A 19,974-nucleotide genomic window follows, 5' to 3' on the forward strand; every position below is an offset into this window, starting at 1 on the left:
GAAAAAGTGGAGAACATTGGTAGGCTGTTTTCTAATAAAATTTTACGTGAGGAATTGATGCAGTTTGAATAAGTTATTTGACAAAGATGACTTTATCAGAAAAAATAATGAAATTTCATATCGACTATTAGAAAATTTTTTAAAAACAGAGTTAAACAAAGAAACTTTTTCAACAATATATCGGTTTCTTGAATGGCAAAATTTTAGATGTGGAGAATACGAAGGAAATCAATATCTAATACAAAAGCAAAGTGTTGAGGAAGTCAGAATCATTGACATTGTATCGGAGGAATTTTGTGATGATTTTTCTCAGACTAGGATTAGTATTAGGGTAACTGAACTTTTAAAATTAATGGATGAAATGGCGGAAACAAAGTAAACGTCTCTTACGTGCGCCCCAACAGGCCGCTGCGGTCACTGTTTTAAAAAGACTTTAGGGCGAAGACGCCGAGCAGGGAGCGGGGGACAAGCCCATTGGCATTGGAAACAGGACGTTTCCAACCAGCATTGCGCCATGGACGACGCGTATGCTGGGCATGGCGATGGGCGCAGGCAACTGCGAGCATGCTTGGCCGGAAGCCCGTCCGTCTTTTTAAAATAGTGAGCGTAGCATAGGGCTAAGAAGGGCAAAAGAACGCAGGCATTATCAAGTTAAATTTGCCAAGTGAGCAAAGATGTGAAGTCGGGATACCGTTCTTCTTTCATTGTTGGAAAAAAATCCAATGAATGGCAGGCTTTTTTCGTTGAAAGAAGAAGTCTTTTTAGGTGAAGGACAGGCTGCCGTAGAGAGCGGTGGGCGGAAAAATTTTGATCTGCCTTATGAGGCGGGGAAAGAGGACGGAAAAGATGAAGAGAAGACTTCAACGCAGTTTGGCCAGCGTGCTGCTGGGAACTTGTCTTGCCTTGGCCATGCCAAGCGCTGCATGGGCGGAACAGGCAAAGAACGTCATCGTTTTGATGAGCGACGGAACCGGTACGACGCACACCACCTTGACGCGCTGGTATTTAGGCGGCGGTTTGCTGCCGCAGGATCCTTACATCGTCGGCGCGATGCGAACCTATTGCGCCAATTCGATCATCACCGATTCGGCTCCGGCGGCCAGCGCCTTTGCCACCGGGCATAAGACCGATGACAAATTCATCAGTGTATTGCCGCCGGAAACGACGATACCGGGCTTGCAGCCGGTTGCCAAAGACTTGCAGTACAAGCCGGTCGCCAGCGTATTGGAAGGCGCGAAGCTGCAGGGCAAGGCCGTGGGCTTAGTCGCGACGTCCAACATTCAGCATGCCAGCCCGGCCGGTTATTCGGCGCATTGGCCGGATCGCAACAATTATGAGGAAATCGGCGAACAGCAGGTCTATTTGAATATTGACGTAGTTCTGTCGGGCGGCAAGAAATATCTGCTGCCGAAAGAGCAGGGCGGCACAAGACAGGACGGCGAAAACCTGATCGAAGTCCTGCGCGGCAAAGGTTATGGTTTTGTCGAGTCGCGCACGGCGATGAAGCAGTACCATGGCGACAAATTGTGGGGACTCTTTGCGCCGGATGCGCTCGACTATGACATGGATCGCGCGGCGCTGCATCCCGAACAGCCCAGCCTGGCCGAAATGACAGGCAAGGCGATTGAAGTGCTGAGCAAAAATCCCAAAGGCTTCTTCCTTTTCGTCGAAGCGAGCAAGGTGGACTGGGCATCCCATTCCAATGACCCCATCGGCGTGATCAGCGATTCGAAGGCGTATGCCGAAGCGATCAAGGTAGCGCTTGATTTTGCCAAACGCGACGCCAATACGCTGGTGCTTTGCTTTGCCGATCATAGCAATGGCGGCATGGCGATCGGCAGCAAAACAAGCGATAAGACGTATTCTACGACGCCGTACGGCCAGTTGGTCGATCCGTTGCGCAAAGCAAGTTTGACAGGGGAAGGCGTGGAACGGATGCTCGGTGAAGACCGCTCGGCAGAGAGGGTGCAAGAAATCGTCGGCCGCTATTATGGCGTCGATGATTTGACGGACAAAGAAATTGCGGCGATCCAGGCCGCGAAGCCGGGAACGTTGATTGCTGTACTTGGCCCAATCATCAGCCAGCGTTCGATTATCGGCTGGACGACCACCGGTCATACCGGCGAAGATGTTTTGCTCTACGCCTACGGGCCGAATAAACCGGCCGGGTTGGTGGAGAATACCCGCATCGCCTACCACAGTGCGGAAAGCTTAGGTTTTGACCTGGATCAGGCCGATGCCAAGCTCTTTGCCGAGGCCGGCGCACTGTTTAAGGAAATCGGCGCGACGACCAGCCTGGATCGTCAAGATCAAAATAACCTGGTGCTGGTAGCAACCAAGGACGGCAAAAACGCCCGTCTGCCGCTCAGCAAGAACATCATCCAATTCAACGGACAGAAACTCGAAATGACAGGCATCACCGTATATGCGCCGAAAACGGATAAGGTGTATTTGCCGCGTCAAGCGATTGAACTGTTGCGTAAGGCTGGGTTTTAATTTAAATAGAAGAGTAAAAAAGTCGGAACCGAGGTGCTAATACCGCGGTTCCGACTTTTTATTTAGCAAACCATTAAAGGGCCAATTGGGATATAATGAGAGAGGTTGTTTCGCTGAAAACGGCGAGAAATAGGCCTTGCTAACGCTACGCCGTTGGCACTCGACCTGCGCTTATAGCAAGCCCTATTTCTCGCCTAAGAATAACCGGAGGAGAAGCGATGAGTTTTGAGCAACGTGAAAAGTGGCTTGAGGCTGCTCGGCAGCTAGCCGTAGAACCGACAAAAAACATCAGCTGTCCGGAGTGCGGAAAAAGTAAATTGATGGTTAAAGATGTTAGAAGCTGAGCGAAGTGGATGTTGAGAGGCATATGTATTGTCCGTTATGCAACGCTTATAATGCTCTGCGCTTGAAGCGACCGATTTAGAATATCTTTCAGAAAGATATATTGCTAAAATGATATTTGTCTTGAAAATAAAAAATCTATTATTGTAAGGCATCAAAAGATGTACAAAGAAGGTTTATTAATTAGGCAGGTGAAAAAGTGGGCGCCAAAATAAATTTAGCATTTCTTTCTGACTTATCAAGTGAAGAAGCTTTGATTAAAATCGTGAATTGTTTGAGAGAAAGAGCGTGGACAATTGATTGCTCTGAAAAAGGCGAATACACATATTGGCTTGATGGACCGATATGGATGTTCGGCAATTCGCGAACTTTTAAAAATATCGAAAAAAAGGAAATAGAACAAGTTATCGAAACGTATGGCAAAGGATTTTCACCAACAATCATATTGCATAGCAATCGTTTTGCAAACAGTATGAGCGCCAGAGTTTCAGTTATTGAAAATCAGAGCGAATGGAAAGAGGTTTCTTTTTCTGTCGACAGATATGAGGTGTTGGATGCAGCGAATGCTGCAATACAGACTGAAATTGTAGTCGAACTGTGCAGCATCTTTACGGATATGGTGGAAAGCATTAAGCCGTATTATGGAATTGGAGCAACAGAAATAGAAGGTCTTGTTGAGAGGCCGGAAAAATTAGCCATTGGGGGAAATATGCTAGGCGATATAGCGTATTTTTCGGCAAAAGCGGCAAAAAACTTGAAAATAAGAGAGATTGAGGGTTCATATGAATGCAAAAAATTGAGTGATTCGGGATGGCTGCTGACAAGAAGAATAAACTTGTTTAGGCTAGTAGGCGAAGGGGGCTCTTGATTTGAATATAGAAGAAGTAACGGAAATCATTAATGAATGGGATCCTATAAATTTACTGAGCCATGCCCCTCCTGATGAATATAAGTTAGAAATTGCATCAGTAATGGTGGTGCTAAGCGATACAAATCGTATCGAGGAAGTAGCGGACGGCATTCAGAAAATATTTATCTATTGCTTCGGTGCTGATGTTTTTAAAAGAAGTTATCAAGAGTGTTTTGAGATTGCGGAAAAATTGTTAAAGAAATAGGTTCTCGTGCAAAAAAATACAAGCCGAAAGCAACAGTGCTTCCGGCTTGTATTTTTTTATAACTTGCGTACCCTGCGCTCTAAAATCCGATTATTCGCCACGCTTTCCGCGCCGAGTTTTACGGTGTCTTCACGCAGCGGCTGGCCTTGGAAATATTTTTCGATGTCGCAGCGTTTTACCAGATAACCGGTGATGCGCACCAGTTCTCCGTCCTGCCGGTTCAGCGCCATGATACGGACGCCTTCGCGCAGTGCGCCTTTTACCAGCGGCAGCAGACCGGAGAGATTCGCCTGCGCAGTTTGGTCGAAGAGATAAATGTCGCTGGCTCCGGCGTCGAAGAAGGGCTGCAGTCTGGCGGCGGTGCGCAGTTGTTCGATCAGATCCGGCTCTTCGCCGATTCTAATGCGCACGCCTGCGGTGACGTCCTGATCGCTGTCGATGCCGGACTGGGCATGAAAGGCGAGCGCGTCGCCGCTGCCGGCGCAATAGGAGGCCGGTTGTTCTTTAAGTAAGCGACGCGTCGCGCTGAGAATCGTCTCTGCCAGTTCCAGCGCGCGGTCGTCGCTGCCGAGCCGCTGTCCGTCGCTTAGCTGCGCTACGCATTCATAAAGACCGAAGATGCCGGCCATCGAGGTGAAGCGGTCAAGACGGACCAGGCCTTCGCGGGCCAGGAAGGACGTTTCGAAGAAGCGGCTCTGTTCGACGAGAAAGTCCGCTTTCGCGTTGATGACTTCAGCCAACGCGCGCACTGCGAGCGGCAGTTTGTCGGCGAGGAAATCTTCGAGGCTGGCGGCGCTGGCGGCCAGATTTTTCAGGTTGAGGCGAACCAGCGTGTGGCTGCCGCCGCCGATTAAGAGCGTATTGTAGCAACTGGCGACGCCATAGTCGGGATCGACCTCTTTACTTAAGGCCTCGTGATTGACGAAATAAGGTTTGCCGACCGTCAATGCGGTATCGAGCGCCAGGAGGGCGAATTCGTCGGGCGTTTCGCTGCTGTATTTCAGCGAGAGGTTAGGAACCGCCTGTTTTAATTCTTTTTCCAGACGCAGCAGTGTCCGGCCGATCAGCGTATCGCGCGGCCCGATGTTCATATGCACAAACGCGTCGGGCAAGGTGCGGTCAATCTGCACCAGAAAAAGGCGCAGCAGTTTATCCAGCTCATTAGTCGAGACACTGGCAGCAAAAGGTTCAAGCAGTTCGTCGACCTGCCCGAGGTAAACCGGATAACTGGTGATCGACGGGACGTAGCGGTAGAGAATCAAGAGCGCGTTGACCGCCTCATAGAGGTCGGTTGGCGGTTGGATTGCGAGATATTCGCTGCCCTGCTTCAGATAACGGGCGTAATCCGGCAGAATGTAGCGCGGCCGGTAAGGGGCGTGGCCTTCAAAAATGTCGCACAGGACGCCGTCGGCTAAAAGCTTGCTGGCCGTAGCGCTGATCGCCGGATACGGCAGCGAACATTCGGCGGCGTAGGCCAACTGGTTGCGTTTTTCATGATATTCCAAGCGGTTGCTCTGAATTAAATTAAGAATGTTGTCCATGTATGTCACCTCGCTCTGCGATCGATCTGCTTTCATTATACAATAACAACGCGGAAAAATTAAGAAGAATCATTTTTGTTTAATAAATATTAGATGAGTTGCATATAGCGATTGAAAAAGCCGCGGCAGGCCCAATAGCTGGCGATGAAGGAAGAAAGCGATACCGCGCCGGCCAGCATGAAAGCGACCATGATTTGATAGCGGATGGCAAGCTGCGGATCAGCGCCTGCTAAGATCAGGCCGGTCATCATGCCGGGCAGCTGCACAAGGCCCAGCGTCTTCATGCCGTCGACGGTCGGGACGAGGGCGGTGCGGATGCTGCTGCGCACGATCGCGCGACTCGCTTCGCGCGTGCCCGCGCCGAGGCAGAGTTTGGCTTCGATTTCGCCGCGCTGCGCCGCGAAAGACTGCAGCAGCGTTTTAAAGAGCAGACCGGTGGCGACCATCGAATTGCCGACGACCATGCCGCTGACCGGAATGACTTCGCTCGGCTGGTAATGCAGCGCGCCGACCGAGAGCAGACAGGTCAGCGTAATCGCAAGACCGCTGGCGATCGAAACGAAAGCGATGGCGAGTGCGTTCGGGATGCCTGCGCCGCGCTTCGCTGCGACCCAGGCCGCGTTAAGGACCATCGAGACGAGAATCAGCGAGGTGAACCAGAGATTGTCGACTTGAAAGACAAATTTCAGTACCGCGCCGATCAAAAACAATTGGATCACGGCGCGGATACTGCCGAGGATCAGATCCTTTTCCAGACCCAACTGTTCTTTATAGGAGATCGCCATCGCGATCAGAACCAGAATAAAGGTCATTGCCAGTGTCAGATCATTCATGTACCGTCACCTCCGCCAAAACATCGTCCACTTTGCCGAGCCGCATCAAACGGCCGGCTTTCAGATACAAGAGCCCCTGCCCGATTCGGCGGGCCTGCTCGGCCTGGTGTGTGACCCAAAGCCAGGCCAGTCCTTCCGCTTCTGCTTTGGCTGTGAGCAGCGCTTCGACACGCAAGCTGTTTTCTTCATCTAAAGCGGAGGTCGGTTCGTCGAGCAGCAAGACTTTGGGGCGCGCCAGCAGCGAACGGATCAAAGCGATGCGCTGCTGTTCGCCGCCGGACAGTTCCGCTGGCGTCTTCTCCAGCAGCGAAGCAGGCAAGGCCAACGCGTCGAGCATGCTTTCCAGCTCGCCGTCTTTCGCCTTGTCCTTCCAAAGCTGGAGTGGATAGGCGAGATCTTCGGCGGCTGTCTTGCCGAAGAGAAAAGGTTTTTGCGGCACGTAGCCGACTAAGCGGCGCAGCAAGGAAGGCGGATACGCCTCCACTTCTTTGCCCTGAAAGAGGACATTGCCGGAGGACGGCGAGAGCATCAGGTTAAGCAGGCGCAAGAGCGTCGATTTGCCGGAACCGGATGGGCCCATCACCGCCAGACGTTTTTCATTCGGCAGGCCGAATGTGATGTCGGACAGAATCGTTTGCGTATTTCGTTGCAGCGTGACATGGCTGCAGGCCAATAAATCCAAAACGGACACCTCCTTAAAATAAACGATTCGCGGAAAGATATCCTCTATGATATCACGCTAGGCGCGTGCGGTGAAAAGATTTTATTGCACTTTGGTCACGGTATGGTAAAATCATATCGGTATAAAAGTCTTTATAAGAAGATGGGAGAGGGATATGAACGGACAATTTCGATTAACGGAGACTGAAGTAAGAAAAGTTGCGGAGCGCTACGGCACGCCAGTCCTGGTGTTATCGCTGGCACAAATTGAGGCCAATTATCGTTTCCTCAAGGAACGGTTGCCGCGCGTGAATTTGTATTACGCAATGAAATCCAATCCAGACGAAAGAATCATCCGGACCCTAGAGCGGCTCGGCGGTTGCTTTGATGTAGCCTCCGACGGCGAAATTATGGCCCTGGCCCAGATGGGCGTGGCCCCTGAGCGTATCGTATACGCCAATCCTGTGAAAACAAAGCAGGGATTGGCGGCTGCTCGGCGGACCGGTGTGAATAGATTTACCTTTGATAGTGAAAGCGAGATCGACAAGATGGCCAAGGAGGCGCCGGGCGGCAGCGTTCTGCTGCGCGTACGCGTCGTGAATCCCGATGCGCTGGTCGATCTGAACCTCAAATTCGGCGCACGGCCGGATGAAGCGATTGATCTACTGACAAAAGCCAAGGCCGCCGGACTCGATGTGGCGGGACTTTGCTTTCATGTCGGCAGTCAGTCGACGACGCCGGACGCCTACCTGACGGCGCTGAAGGCCTGTCGCGAAATTTTTGATCAGGCGGCGGCGCTCGGCATGCCGCTGCGCACGCTCGACATCGGCGGCGGTTTTCCGATTCCGACGCTGGAGCATGAGGTTGATGTTGACGGCATTGCTGCGACGTTGCGTGCGGCGCTTGACGAGCTGTTCCCGGATACCGAGCTGTGGGCTGAACCGGGCCGCTTCATCTGCGGTACGGCGCAAAACCTGATTACGAGCGTGATCGGTTGCCAGATTCGCAACGGACAGGAATGGTATTTCCTTGACGACGGTTTGTACGGCAGTTTTTCCGGCGTGATTTTCGACCATTGGGATTTTGAACTGGTTACGTTTAAAGACGACGCAGAACTCTATCCGGCGACGATCGCCGGACCGAGCTGCGATTCGCTGGACGTGCTCTTTAAGGATCGGATGCTGCCGAAACTGGCAATGGACGATCTGATCTATGTGCCGAACTGCGGCGCTTATACCTCGGCGTCGGCGACGACGTTCAACGGTTTTGCCAAGACGCAGATTTTGGCCTGGGAAGAGATTAAAGACAGTCTATAAAAAGAGTGCGCGATCGCTGGCCGATCGCGCATTCTTTTAAAATTTCTTGTTTGAAAGCGGCAAATTTGCAGGGAGATTGCTTGAGCGCAGCGAATCCTTGTATGACTCGGGTTGTTAAATGACGGAAACAGGGTGGCATAGGCAATGGATGAGACGGAAAAGACGTTGGATATAAAGATGCTCGATAAGATCGTCAAGGACACGATGGCCGCCGTAGAAAAGAGCAAGGAACGGATCTACGATATTTACGAAGCGGCGCGCGTCGAGGCGGAGCATGTCAAAAAAGACTTGGAACGGGTGAAACAGGAAGCGGCTGACGTGATTTTCGTAGTGGACGAGGTTGAAAAACGCGAACGGCGCGCCCGTCTTAAGCTGATGGAAGTGAGCCGGAACTTTCGCGTCTATGCGGAAGAAGATATAAAAAAAGCGTACGACGAAGCGAAGAATTTTCAAGTGGAGTTGGCCGTGACGCGCGAGCAGGAACAGAATCTGCGCCGTCAGCGCGACGATTTGGAAATACGCCTGAAAACGCTTAAGGGCACAGTTGCGAAAGCGGAGGACCTGACCACGCAGGTCGGCGCGGTGCTTGGCTATCTGGGCAATCAGATGGACGGCGTCGTCAATACGATCGAATCGATGCAGCAGACGCAGCAATTCGGCGCGAAGATCATCAAGGCGCAGGAAGAAGAGCGGCGGCGCGTGTCGCGTGAGATTCATGACGGACCGGCGCAGGCGATGGCGAACATCGTTTTTCGCGCCGAGGTCTGCGAGCGCCTGATCGACGTCGACGTCGAACGTTCGAAAAGGGAACTCGGCGTATTGCGCGAGCAGGTGCGCGGTTGCCTGAAGGAAACGCGCAAGATCATCTTCGATCTTCGCCCGATGACGCTCGATGATTTGGGTTTGGTGCCGACCGTGCGGCGCATTGTCGATAATATAAAAGAACGCCAGTCTTTGTTCGGCGAGGTGCAGGTGATCGGCGAAGAACGCCGTCTCGACGCCTATGTCGAAATCGGCCTCTTTCGCATCATTCAGGAAGCGCTCAACAATGTCGAGAAGCATGCGAAGGCGACGCAGGTGCGCGTGCTTGTCGAATTCCATCGCGATTTCATCCAGGCGGTAGTGGAAGACGACGGCAGGGGCTTCGATGCGGAAGCGGCTTCCGGCAATGAAAGCTTTGGTCTGATGGGGATGCGCGAAAGAGTGAATCTCTTGAAGGGCGAACTGACGCTGAAGTCCGCGCCTGGACAGGGAACGAGGATCGCGGTGCGCGTCAGCTTCAAATTATAGGGGAGATGTTTCAAGAGAGGTCTTGGAACACTCTCTTTTCTTTTATCCGGATTGAGGAAGCGGCAAGAGCATGGTATAATGAAATCAGAAAAATCTGACAATAAAGCGAAGTGAGTGTGTTTACAGCGAAAGGAGGCCGTCGATATGCGCTTGTATAACCGGAGTCAAGGCCGGAAAGTAATCGCCCGGCAGTTGCATCTTGCGGATACGTTCTGGAAACGACTGCAGCGGCTCATCGGCAAGGACGAATTGCTGCTCGATGAAGCGGTGCTGATCGTTCCTGCGAATTGCCTCAATACCTATTTTCTCTCGCTGCCGGTCGATGTCGTCTTTCTCGATCAGGAGGGAAAAGTGGTCGGGATGCTGGAAAGCGTGATGCCGTGGCAGACTGTTTGCGAAAAAAAGGCGCAGGCCGTGCTCGAATTGGCCGCAGGCGCGCTCTGCCGTCATGGCTGCCAAATCGGCGACCAACTGACTTGGGAAGCTTAAAATAATCTTTGCAGGAGTTTTGGCAAAAAGCAAGAACACCTCTTATAATAACAACGATGTCTGTATTTGAGGAGGTCTATCCGGATGCAATGGTATATCAGCTATGATGGAAAACAATATGGGCCGATGGAACTGTCGAAAGCCCAGGAATATGCGCGCCAGAACAACAATGGTTTTGCCTGGCGGGAAGGGTTTGACGAGTGGAAACCGATTCCGCAAGTCTCCGAATTGGCCTTCCCTGGCGTATCCAACCTGCCCCCTGCAGCGACAGCGGCGCTGCGTACGGATGAGATAGATTACAAGATTATCGGTACGGAAATGCAGTTTGTCGAAGTCGAACTCGATCGCGGCGAAAGTGCGGTCGCGGAAGCCGGTTCGATGATGTACAAAGATATGACGGTCGATCTTGATACGATCTTCGGCGACGGCTCGAAGAGCAGCGGCAGCGGCGGCTTCATGGACAAGCTGCTCGGCGCGGGCAAACGGTTGCTGACCGGTGAGAGCCTTTTTATGACCGTGTTTACGAACAACGGCCAAGGCAAAGCTAAGGTCGCTTTTGCCGCGCCGTATCCCGGCAATATCATTCCGGTCGATCTGAAAACGGTCGGCGGAACCTTGATCTGCCAAAAAGACGCTTTTCTCTGCGCGGCGCGCGGCGTATCGATCGGTATCTTCTTTCAGAAACGCATTCTTACCGGCCTTTTTGGCGGCGAGGGCTTCATCATGGAGAAACTTGACGGCGACGGCATGGTCTTCATGCATGCCGGCGGCACGATCGTCGAGCGCGAATTGCAGCCCGGCGAAGTGCTGCATGTCGACACCGGCTGCATCGTGGCGTTTCAGCCGAGCGTAGAGTTTGACATCCAGCAGGTCGGCGGCATCAAGTCGGCGCTCTTCGGCGGCGAAGGCTTCTTCTTCGCGACGCTGCGCGGGCCGGGCAAGATCTGGCTGCAATCGCTGCCGTTTTCTCGACTGGCCGGACGGATTCTGGCCAATGCCAACCGCGGTACCAGCGCCGACGGCGGTCACGGCAGCAGTGCGCTGTTGGGCAGCGTGGGCACGATCGGCGCGCTTGGCGCGCTCGGCAGCATGTTTGAAGGCGACAGCGACTAAACAAACATTGCCGACGATTTGTATAAAGAATATGCAGGATGTGAAACGTTTTTTCACATCCTGCATTGCTATATTGCGATAAAAAGGGGGAGGTAGGATGAACGCGTGCGGTATCATCGGTCTCGGTAGAATGGGGGCTGCCGCGGCAGCGCACTTGGTAGAGCAAGGGCATCGGGTAGTTGTCAGCGATTTGGCGCAGGACCAGGTCGCGGCGCTCGCGGCGAAGGGCGCGACGCCGACGGCATCGATTAAAGAGCTGGTGCGACTTTTGCCGCAGCCGCGCGTCGTTTGGCTGATGCTGCCGGCGGGTGAGGCGGTGGAAAGCGTCTGTTTTGCAGCGGGTCAGCTGTTTGACTGTCTGGCGGCGGGCGATATCGTCATCGACGGCGGCAATTCGTTTTACCGTGACGCCGTGCGGCGTGCGGCGCGCTTTGCGGAAAAAGACGTTTCTTATCTCGACTGCGGCAGCAGCGGCGGCTTGGAAGGCGCGCGCAGCGGCCTTTGTCTGATGCTCGGCGGCGAACGTAGCGCTTTTGAAGAGAGCGAATGGCTTTTCAAGGCTTTGAGCAGCCCGGCGGGCGACTACGCCTATATCGGGCCAAGCGGCAGCGGTCATTTCGTTAAGATGGTGCACAATGCGATCGAATACGGCATGCTGCAAGCGATCGGTGAAGGCTTTGAACTGCTTGAAGAAGGACCGTACGATGTTAATATGGCGCAAGTAACGGCGCTGTGGAACAAAGGCAGCGTGATCCGCTCTTGGCTGATGGAACTGCTGCATGACGCGCTGGTCAAAGATCCCGGCCTCGCGGGCATCGGCGGCGTTGTCGGCGGCGGCAGTACCGGCAGTTGGGCGATCGAAGAAGCATGGCGCGCAGGCGTGCCCTTTGCAACGATTGCGGCATCTTACGCCGCACGTTTGCAAACAAGGCAAAGCGAAGCCTTTTCCGGCAAAGTCGTAGCCGCGCTGCGCAACGAATTCGGCGGCCATCCCATTGTCCCGGCGAAAAAATAAGGACATAAAAAGGAGCTGTCTCAAAATAAGATTTGAGACAGCTCCTTTTTGGCTTGTTTTATTTACCCCGACCCGCTTTGCGCATCGGCATTTGGCGGTTGGTGTTGGCGCCGGCCGGTTTCAGCGGCTTTTGGAAGGCTTTATTGTTTTCGGCGGCCTTCTTTTTCTTTTCGGCTAACAGAGCGGCTAAATCCACGCGAAGTCCCTCCCTTTACATTGTTTATTAGCATAGTAGATTCGCCGTACATGCGCGGATATCCTGCCGGAAAAAGAAGAAGCTTTGCGGCTTTGCCGACGCTGCGCTACGAGAAGGCGGGCAGGATTTTACCGCGGGCGCGGCGAACATCAAAGAAACGAAGAGACGAATAGGAATGCGAAGGAGCTGTCGTTATGCAGGGGCCAACGCCGCCGACCAAGCCGACGCCGCCAACGCCGCCGACGATGAACAGGCAGACAAGCGGAGAATCGACGGAAGCGCCGCCGGAAAAGAGCCAGGATGCGCAGACAAAACCGGCAGCGCCGCTAAAAGAACAGCAAACGAATAAAGCCGCTCAGGACAAGACGGTTCAGGATAAGGCTGCGCAGGGCAAAGAAGGCGGCGAGAAGACGCAAAAGAATACGCCGCTTGCTTCATATCCCGGGGATTCTGCGGCCAAGACGGAAGTTCCGACCGTACAGCCGGTTGCCGCAAAAGCAACCTCCGGCGGCATGGGTTTGTTCTCCGCCTTGCTGTTCGTTGTTGCGCTGACGGCCGTTCTCGCGACTTGGTGGCGCAGCAAGCGCAAGAAGAAAACGCTCCTGGCGCAGTCGCTGCAACAGGATGCGCCAGCGGAAAAAGGCGCGGCGCAAAACGCGCTCGAGATGATTGCCGCCTTGCAGAATCCGGCAACAGAGACAAAAGCGAAAGCGGCGTTATCATCCGCCAAAGCGCCCGAACCGCCAACTGCTGCCGCGTCGCCCAACAAAGGGGTGCAAGGGGAGGGCAAAGCGCCGCAGAGTACGAGTACCTTTGATTTTCGCGTCTGAGAAAGGCGGTGCCGCGTGCAGCGTCTTTTTTTCTGCCGATTTTACGCGAAAGATAACGCGCAGCTCGCCGTGCTATAGCATGCAGCGGAAGTTTGATCTTCTGGCGCAACGCGAATGCCTGGAGTATAATAAGCAAAGAGAGCAAGACAAGGGGGAACGCAGGTGCAACTGAAACAGAGCGATACGCCGCTCTTGTCGGCTATGCGACGGTATGTCGAAGATGGCGTGACGCCTTTTCACACGCCGGGCCATAAACAGGGCAAAGGCATGCATCCGCTATTGGAAGAGCTGATCGGCCGTCCGGCGCTGGAACTTGATCTGGCGCTGATGGAAGAGATGGATGATTTTTTTGAACCGTACGGCTGCATTAAAGAGGCGCAGGAACTGACCGCGGCGCTCTATGGCGCGGATCACAGCTTTTTTGTCATTAACGGTACGACCGGCGGAATTTACGCGATGATTCTGGCGACGGTCGGACCGGGCGAGACAATCATCGTGCCGCGCAATGCACACCGCTCGATCATCGGCGGCATCGTATTGAGCGGCGCCACGCCGGTCTTCATCCAACCGGAAGTCGATCGGCAATTGGGTCTTGCGATGGGCGTGACGAAAGAAACCGTCGCGGCGGCGCTTACGACGCATCCGGAGGCCAAAGCGGTGCTGCTGATTAATCCGACGTATTATGGCGTGGCGACGGACTTGGCCGCGATCATTGAACTCGTGCATGAAGCGGGCATGGTCGCTTTGGTCGACGAGGCGCATGGACCACATCTGGCCTTCAGTGAGCATTTGCCGCTGCAGGCTTTGGATGCCGGAGCCGATATCTGCGCGCAAAGTACGCATAAGATCATCGGCGCACTGACGCAAAGTTCACTCGTTCATTGTCGTGAGGGACGCATAAATGTAGAAAAACTGAAGACGATGCTGCAGCTGGTCCAGTCCACCAGCCCAAACTATCTGATGCTGGCGTCGCTCGACGTCGCGCGTATGCAAATGGCGACGCAAGGGCGCGAACTGGTTGCGCGTTCGATCGAACTGGCGCAGTGGCTGCGGCGCGAAATCAACACGATTGCGGGGCTGTATTGTTTTGGTGCGGAAAAGATCGGTCAGCCCGGCTTTTATAGTTTCGATCCGACCAAGGTGACGGTCGCGGTGCGCGGCATCGGACTCAGCGGCGCGGAGGCGGAGCGCCTCCTGCGCCAGCGTTATAAGATGCAGGTCGAACTGTCGGATGCTGACAACATCCTCTTCCTAATCACGCTTGGCGACAGCGAAAAGGATGTCCGCGCCTTGGCGGAAGCGCTGCGTGACCTGGCGCTATGCCAGTCAGAAAGACGGCCGCGGGAAAGCGAGGCAAGCTTGATGAGCGAAGCGTCCCTGCCGCCAGTTCCGGAACGCGTCCTCTCGCCGCGTGCGGCTCTGTTTGCGCAAACGAATAGCGTTCTGTTCGAAAAATCGGCCGGTGCGGTTTGTGCGGAGATCATCACGTTTTATCCGCCGGGAATTCCGGTCTTGTGTCCGGGCGAAAGGATCAGTCAGGAAATGATCGATTATTGCCGCCGTCTTCAAGCAGACGGCATGCATATCTCCGGTGCGGCGGATAAGAATCTTGCCTTGATCAAAGTGGTGCAAGAGGAAAAAGAAAGGCGGAATGAAGAATGATTAAATGTTATTTGGGCCTCGAATATGTTTCGCGCGGTATGATTAAGGCGAAGAAAGGTCTGATCGGCGAGATGCGCCGCTGCATGCGTGAACTGGCGCGCAGGAACAAATGCCTGCCGCGCGCCGAACGCCTGCATGGCCTGGAATTCTTGCTGCTTTCTGATGCGATCGCGATGTCCAGACATTTTACGAAATGGGAAAACAAGGCGGAGTTCTATGCGAAGTGGGAAGCGGGCGTGCAACTTGACAAGCTGGCGATCATCAAAGAACGCTTGGCGTTGACGCAGGCGCAGGAGCTTACGCTGCAGCGATTTGAAAAATGGGCGGCGCATTTTAAGCAGGTTTGCCTGAAATGAAGGATAAAGGAACACTGATTATCATCGAAGCGGGCGACGGCTGCGGCAAGGCGACGCAGACGAAAAGGCTTTATGAGCGTCTTTTGGCCGAAGGGCGCAACGTAAGAACAATCACGTTTCCCGATTATGACAGTTCGTCGTCGGCGCTCATTAAGATGTACTTGCGCGGCGAATTCGGCGCGCAGGCGGAAGATGTGAATCCATATGCCGCATCGACGTTTTATGCGGTAGATCGCTACGCCTCTTTTAAAAAAGACTGGGGCGAATTTTACCGGCAAGGCGGCATCATCATCGCCGACCGCTACACCACATCGAATATGGCGCACCAGGCGGTAAAACTGCGCGACGCCGCAGAGCGCGATCAATTTCTCGATTGGCTGTGGGATTTGGAGTTTACCAAGTTCGGTTTGCCGGTGCCTGACAGCGTCATCTTTCTTGACATGCCGCCGACTTGCAGTCTGGCGCTGCGTCAAGTGCGCGCAGAGAGTGAAGACCGCGCCGATATCCATGAACTGGATGAAGCGTATCTGGAGGCTTGTTACCGGGCGTACGGCCTGATTGCCGAAAAATACGACTGGCAGCGTGTTGCATGCGCAGAAAATGGTGCGGTGCGCAGTATCGAGGCGATTCACGCGGATGTCTACCGCTATGTAAAAGCGATATTGTAAACGGGAAGGCCGTCTTGTTTTGGCAAGGCGGCCGAGACTGTCGACAAAACGAAATCAAGTGGGACGTTTTTACACGAAGCGTCGAAGAAGGGAAGGCAGGAAGAGGTTTTAAATTCTTCTTCCTTTCTTTCCACCGAGCCGATACGATCGGCCCGCTTCGCTTCTTCGTGCTATCGGATGTTGTTTTTAAAATTGTCTTCACTCTGGGCCGTCTTGCTCTGGCAAGGCGGCCTTTTTCTTTGCGGCAATTAGTAAAGTATTTAAAGCCGAGCAAGCGTGCGTGCGCAGGAGGATTTAACGAATAAGCGGCGAATTTGCCAAAATAGAATGCTTAAAAGAGCGCGTAAGCGCGAACGATAAAATTCAGGATAGGGCAGAGGTGGCAGAATGCTTCTTATTTTATTGGGTCCGAGTGGCTGCGGCAAGACGACATTAGAAACGAAACTGACCGAACGCGGCATTGTCCGCCTGCGTTCGCATACGACGCGTCCGCGTAAAAGCGGCGAAACGGATGATGCTTACTACTTTGTCAGACGGGACGAGTTTAAGAAAGCGCAGATCGTGGAGAGCGTTTTGTATAAGAACTTTTTCTTTGGCCTGAGCGCCAGTGAAGTGGAGAAGGCGGCGACGCAGGATTGCGTGGTCACGCTGGACTGGAACGGTGCGCAGCAGTTGAAGCGCTTATATCCGTTTGCGCTCACGGTCTTCATCGATGTGCCGATGTATCAACTGGAAAAACGCTTGACGGCTACGCTCGATAATGAGAGACGCAAAGAGATTCTCGAGCAGATAGAAACGGATTCGCGCTGTGCGACCGACTGCGATTATATCGTGCGCAATTTCGACGGGCAGCAGGAAGAGGCGCTCGAGGAATTGTTGAAAATCTTCGCCAACGGGAAAAAATAGCGATAATGGGAGATAACGGGCATGGAACATGTTTTTATCACGCAGAAAGTAGAAGTGATTGAAGAGGATCTGCGCACCGGAAAACGAGAGATTTATTACAGCCGCGTCGAAGATGTCAAAGGAGAGCGGATTTGGATCACTTCGCCGTATCGGCGCGGTTTCAATCTGCCGCCGCACGTCGGTCGGAGCCTGACGCTCAAGGTGCCGGGCGACAATTGCGCCTATGTTTTTCAGGCCGAGTTGCGCCGCGTTGAAAACAATGTCATCGCGCTTTGGGAAATTCAGCCGAGCAGTGAGGCGAAACGCGTCCAGGTCAGAGAATATGTCCGGGTCAACATCGCGATAAAAGCAAGGATCGAAGTCACCGATGGTCCGGATGCCGGAAAGAAACTGACGACGCTGACACGCGACCTCAGCGCCGGCGGCATGCGCGTCGTCTTGCCGCACGCCTTGTTCGAAGGTTCTTCCGCCGGCGTGCTGCTTTTGATTCCGGGGCATCAGGCCGTTGCGCTCAAAAGCAAAGTGCTCAGAGTCATTGCGCCCGAGACGGAAAACGACAAGATGACCGGCGTGCTCGAGTTCGTCGATGTCGACGAACGGGTGCGCAAACACATCATCCGCTATCTCTTTCATAAACAGGCGGAACGGCGCAAGAAAGACAAAGAACTTTTTGAAGAATAACGGCGGCGAAGAGAAAGCGCTGCAAGGACAAGCGTTTTCAGCATCTTGGTTTGCTAATTTGATATAAAACAATTATAATCAAAGTAATCTGGAGTTTTATACGATATATAGGATAGAGAGAGGCGAATGCAGGTTGAAAGGCGTTTTAGGCGCGCTTTTAGCTTAGCCGCCGGAGAGAAAGGCGGGCGACCGCATGGGGATGAAAATTAATAAGCTCGGCAGCGGCAATCCGTTGACGATTCCGGAACGCGACAGCGCAGGCAAGGCCGAGCAGACGCAGGGGCATTTTGCCTCTAACCTGATGAAACAGCAGGACGACCGTTATAAAGAACGTCTGAACGCTCTGATGAGCAAGATCGACGAGCAAGGGCAGCGTCTGGGCCAGGTTCCGACTTACGCCGAACTGAAGAAGTATCGTGAATTGGTGCGCAGTTTTGTTGGCGAGGCCGTCGGACGCATGTATTCTTTGCAGTCGCAGGCGGGCTGGGACCGTCAGGGGCGGCAAAAAGTCTATACCATCATTCGTAAGGTGGATACGACGCTCGAGAGCATGACCGAAGACGTCCGCTCCGGCCAGGAGAAGCAACTCGACATCATGGCAAAGCAGGATGCGATTCGCGGCATGCTGGTCGACCTGTACATGTAAGGGGATGTCATGACGAAAACTTGGCAGGATATCATCGGGCATGACGAAATGATAAAACGGCTGCAAGCGATGACGAAGGCTGGGCGCAGACCCCATGCCTTTTTGTTTAGCGGCCCAAGCGGCATCGGCAAAGCGCTGGTCGCAGAGACGTTCGCCGCCGCGCTGCTTTGCCAGGCGGCAGAAACGCCCTGTACACGTTGCCTTTCCTGCCGTCAGATGAGAGACGGCGTGCATCCCGATTATCTGCGCATCATGCCGGACGGGGCCAGCATCAAGATCGAACAGATCCGCATGCTGCAAAAGGAAACGGCGCTGGCGCCTTATAGCGGCGGTTGCCGCGTCGTCGTCATCGACGGCGCGGAAACAATGACCGCGCCGGCTGCGAACAGTCTGCTGAAAACATTGGAAGAGCCTGAGGGCGATTCGGTTTTTATCCTCCTGACGTCGGCGAAGCAGTCGATGCTGCCGACCGTGCTGTCGCGCTGCATGCAGCTGAGTTTTAATCCGCTGGCGCTTGCGGAGGTAGAAACGGTTTTGACCGCGCGAGGCATAAGGCAGGACGTGGCTATTACCGCGGCGCGCCTGAGCGGTGGCCGCTTGGGACGGGCGCTGCTCTTGGCCGAACCGGAAGGTTTGGCGGAGCGCGATGCGGCGCTGGAATGGTTGAAATGCTTAGGCGAGGATGGCGTCGTTGCGGCTTGGTCGCTGGCGACGCAATGGGATAAGGCGGAGCGGCCGCTTGTCCTGAATCAGTTGGCGGGACTTGCTCTTTGCCTGCGTGATCTGATGATGCTGGCGGTGACGGCCGATGGCCGACTGCTGATTAATGCGGATCGGCAAAGTGAGCTGAAGCTCTTACTGCCGCGATGGCGGGAAGAGACGCTTGCCAAGGCTTGGCAGGCGGTGGGACAGGCGCAAAGAGCCGTAACGGCGAATGCGAATTTACGCTTAACGGCGGAAAGTCTCTTGCTTCAGTTAGAGGATTTGATGGAATGACGGGAGTGGATGCAGCGTGCATACAGTAGTAGGCATACGCTTTAAACAAGCGGGAAAAATTTATTATTTTGATCCGGGCACGATCAAGCTGGAAGAAAAAGAGTTTGCAATTGTCGAAACGGCCAGAGGGATGGAATACGGCGAAGTGGTCATCGGTCCGCGCGAAGTTTCGGAAGAGCAGATCATACCGCCGCTCAAGCCGGTGCTGCGCAAGGCGACCGCGCAGGATACGAAACGCGTCAAGGACAACAAGGCGAAAGAAAAGGATGCGTTTTCCGTCTGCCAGCAAAAGATCAAGGTGCACAAGCTAGATATGAATTTAGTCGATGTAGAATACACGTTTGACGTAAACAAGATCATCTTTTATTTTACCGCCGAAGGGCGTATCGATTTCCGCGAGTTGGTCAAGGATTTGGCGGCGGTCTTCAGGACGCGCATCGAACTGCGCCAAATCGGCGTACGTGATGAGGCGAAAATGATGGGCGGCATCGGCTGCTGCGGTCGCCCGCTCTGCTGTTCGACATTCTTGGGCGATTTCGAACCGGTTTCGATCCGCATGGCGAAGGAACAGAACCTGTCGCTTAACCCGACGAAGATCTCGGGAATTTGCGGCCGTCTGATGTGCTGCCTGAAATATGAAAGCGACACCTATGCAGGCTGCTGCAAAAAAAAGGCGACGCCGCCTGCGATTGGCGCGCCGGTCGCGACGGTGGATGGCGAAGGTAAAGTAACGGCAGTTAATCAAGGGAAGAAAACAGCGACCGTGCAAATGTCGGCCGGTCACGCCGTTACAATTCCCTGGGATGAAATTGTGGAGAAATAA

At 53.8% G+C, this 19,974-nt stretch carries 23 protein-coding genes; 19 read left to right on the forward strand and 4 right to left on the reverse strand.

Annotation, left to right across the window (positions count from 1 at the left end):
* Positions 1-64 precede the first annotated feature (64 nt).
* From QTL79_RS11785 to QTL79_RS11805, 5 genes are all read left to right on the forward strand, one after another.
* Positions 65-379 (forward strand): hypothetical protein, encoded by a 315-nt coding sequence (locus QTL79_RS11785; protein ID WP_346355164.1) that lies wholly within the window; start codon positions 65-67, stop codon positions 377-379.
* Positions 380-846: 467 nt separating this feature from the next.
* Complete coding sequence (locus tag QTL79_RS11790; RefSeq protein ID WP_346355165.1) at positions 847-2,496, forward strand: alkaline phosphatase; 1,650 nt, start codon at positions 847-849, stop codon at positions 2,494-2,496.
* A 218-nt stretch (positions 2,497-2,714) separates the two neighbouring features.
* Positions 2,715-2,840 (forward strand): hypothetical protein, encoded by a 126-nt coding sequence (locus QTL79_RS11795; RefSeq protein ID WP_346355166.1) that lies wholly within the window; start codon positions 2,715-2,717, stop codon positions 2,838-2,840.
* 197 nt (positions 2,841-3,037) lie between these two features.
* A complete protein-coding gene (locus tag QTL79_RS11800) occupies positions 3,038-3,706 on the forward strand; it encodes a hypothetical protein (protein WP_346355167.1) in 669 nt (222 codons plus the stop codon).
* Between the two features lies 1 nt (position 3,707).
* Positions 3,708-3,953, forward strand: a complete 246-nt coding sequence (locus QTL79_RS11805; protein ID WP_346355168.1) for a DUF1871 family protein — start codon at positions 3,708-3,710, stop codon at positions 3,951-3,953.
* Between the two features lie 56 nt (positions 3,954-4,009).
* Here the strand turns inward: QTL79_RS11805 and QTL79_RS11810 are convergent, their stop codons facing one another.
* From QTL79_RS11810 to QTL79_RS11820, 3 genes are all read right to left on the reverse strand, one after another.
* A complete protein-coding gene (locus tag QTL79_RS11810) occupies positions 4,010-5,494 on the reverse strand; it encodes a YjjI family glycine radical enzyme (RefSeq protein ID WP_346355169.1) in 1,485 nt (494 codons plus the stop codon).
* An 89-nt stretch (positions 5,495-5,583) separates the two neighbouring features.
* Positions 5,584-6,327 carry an ABC transporter permease gene (locus QTL79_RS11815; RefSeq protein ID WP_346355170.1) on the reverse strand — a complete coding sequence of 248 codons (744 nt, stop codon included), beginning with the start codon at positions 6,325-6,327 and terminating at the stop codon, positions 5,584-5,586.
* Positions 6,320-7,009: an ABC transporter ATP-binding protein gene (locus QTL79_RS11820; protein ID WP_346355171.1), complete on the reverse strand. Its 690-nt coding sequence runs from the start codon at positions 7,007-7,009 to the stop codon at positions 6,320-6,322. The genes QTL79_RS11815 and QTL79_RS11820 overlap by 8 nt, the downstream gene beginning before the upstream one ends.
* Positions 7,010-7,163: 154 nt before the next feature.
* On the opposite strand from QTL79_RS11820, the gene QTL79_RS11825 reads away from it, so the two are divergent.
* The 5 genes from QTL79_RS11825 to gnd all read left to right on the forward strand — a co-directional run bounded on the left by QTL79_RS11825 (position 7,164) and on the right by gnd (position 12,210).
* Positions 7,164-8,303, forward strand: a complete 1,140-nt coding sequence (locus QTL79_RS11825) for a type III PLP-dependent enzyme (RefSeq protein WP_346355172.1) — start codon at positions 7,164-7,166, stop codon at positions 8,301-8,303.
* A 144-nt stretch (positions 8,304-8,447) separates the two neighbouring features.
* Positions 8,448-9,593, forward strand: a complete 1,146-nt coding sequence (locus QTL79_RS11830; RefSeq protein ID WP_346355173.1) for a sensor histidine kinase — start codon at positions 8,448-8,450, stop codon at positions 9,591-9,593.
* Between the two features lie 144 nt (positions 9,594-9,737).
* Positions 9,738-10,082 (forward strand): DUF192 domain-containing protein, encoded by a 345-nt coding sequence (locus QTL79_RS11835; RefSeq protein ID WP_346355174.1) that lies wholly within the window; start codon positions 9,738-9,740, stop codon positions 10,080-10,082.
* Positions 10,083-10,166: 84 nt separating this feature from the next.
* Positions 10,167-11,195 (forward strand): TIGR00266 family protein, encoded by a 1,029-nt coding sequence (locus QTL79_RS11840; protein ID WP_346355175.1) that lies wholly within the window; start codon positions 10,167-10,169, stop codon positions 11,193-11,195.
* Positions 11,196-11,292: 97 nt separating this feature from the next.
* Positions 11,293-12,210 (forward strand): phosphogluconate dehydrogenase (NAD(+)-dependent, decarboxylating), encoded by a 918-nt coding sequence (gnd, locus tag QTL79_RS11845; RefSeq protein WP_346355176.1) that lies wholly within the window; start codon positions 11,293-11,295, stop codon positions 12,208-12,210.
* Between the two features lie 58 nt (positions 12,211-12,268).
* Here the strand turns inward: gnd and QTL79_RS11850 are convergent, their stop codons facing one another.
* A complete protein-coding gene (locus tag QTL79_RS11850; RefSeq protein ID WP_346355177.1) occupies positions 12,269-12,406 on the reverse strand; it encodes a hypothetical protein in 138 nt (45 codons plus the stop codon).
* A 194-nt stretch (positions 12,407-12,600) separates the two neighbouring features.
* On the opposite strand from QTL79_RS11850, the gene QTL79_RS11855 reads away from it, so the two are divergent.
* The 9 genes from QTL79_RS11855 (at position 12,601) to QTL79_RS11895 (ending at position 19,974) form a co-directional block, all read left to right on the forward strand.
* Positions 12,601-13,236, forward strand: coding sequence for a hypothetical protein (locus QTL79_RS11855; RefSeq protein ID WP_346355178.1), 636 nt, complete (start codon positions 12,601-12,603; stop codon positions 13,234-13,236).
* 162 nt (positions 13,237-13,398) lie between these two features.
* Positions 13,399-14,898: an aminotransferase class I/II-fold pyridoxal phosphate-dependent enzyme gene (locus QTL79_RS11860; RefSeq protein WP_346355179.1), complete on the forward strand. Its 1,500-nt coding sequence runs from the start codon at positions 13,399-13,401 to the stop codon at positions 14,896-14,898.
* Entirely contained in the window at positions 14,895-15,254 is a 360-nt protein-coding gene (locus QTL79_RS11865; RefSeq protein ID WP_346355180.1) for a hypothetical protein, read from the forward strand. Before QTL79_RS11860 ends, QTL79_RS11865 begins: the two co-directional genes overlap by 4 nt.
* On the forward strand, positions 15,251-15,922 hold the full coding sequence (locus tag QTL79_RS11870) for a dTMP kinase (protein WP_346355181.1): 672 nt from the start codon (positions 15,251-15,253) through the stop codon (positions 15,920-15,922). The genes QTL79_RS11865 and QTL79_RS11870 overlap by 4 nt, the downstream gene beginning before the upstream one ends.
* A gap of 387 nt (positions 15,923-16,309) precedes the next feature.
* Positions 16,310-16,828, forward strand: a complete 519-nt coding sequence (locus QTL79_RS11875) for a guanylate kinase (protein WP_346355182.1) — start codon at positions 16,310-16,312, stop codon at positions 16,826-16,828.
* Positions 16,829-16,849: 21 nt separating this feature from the next.
* Entirely contained in the window at positions 16,850-17,509 is a 660-nt protein-coding gene (locus tag QTL79_RS11880; protein ID WP_346355183.1) for a flagellar brake protein, read from the forward strand.
* 199 nt (positions 17,510-17,708) lie between these two features.
* Positions 17,709-18,155 carry a YaaR family protein gene (locus QTL79_RS11885; protein WP_346355242.1) on the forward strand — a complete coding sequence of 149 codons (447 nt, stop codon included), beginning with the start codon at positions 17,709-17,711 and terminating at the stop codon, positions 18,153-18,155.
* Positions 18,156-18,164: 9 nt separating this feature from the next.
* Positions 18,165-19,151: a DNA polymerase III subunit delta' gene (gene holB / locus QTL79_RS11890; RefSeq protein WP_346355184.1), complete on the forward strand. Its 987-nt coding sequence runs from the start codon at positions 18,165-18,167 to the stop codon at positions 19,149-19,151.
* A gap of 16 nt (positions 19,152-19,167) precedes the next feature.
* Positions 19,168-19,974, forward strand: a complete 807-nt coding sequence (locus QTL79_RS11895) for a PSP1 domain-containing protein (protein ID WP_346355185.1) — start codon at positions 19,168-19,170, stop codon at positions 19,972-19,974.

The sequence above is a fragment of the Azotosporobacter soli genome, from assembly GCF_030542965.1.
Lineage (GTDB): Bacteria > Bacillota > Negativicutes > SG130 > SG130 > Azotosporobacter > Azotosporobacter soli.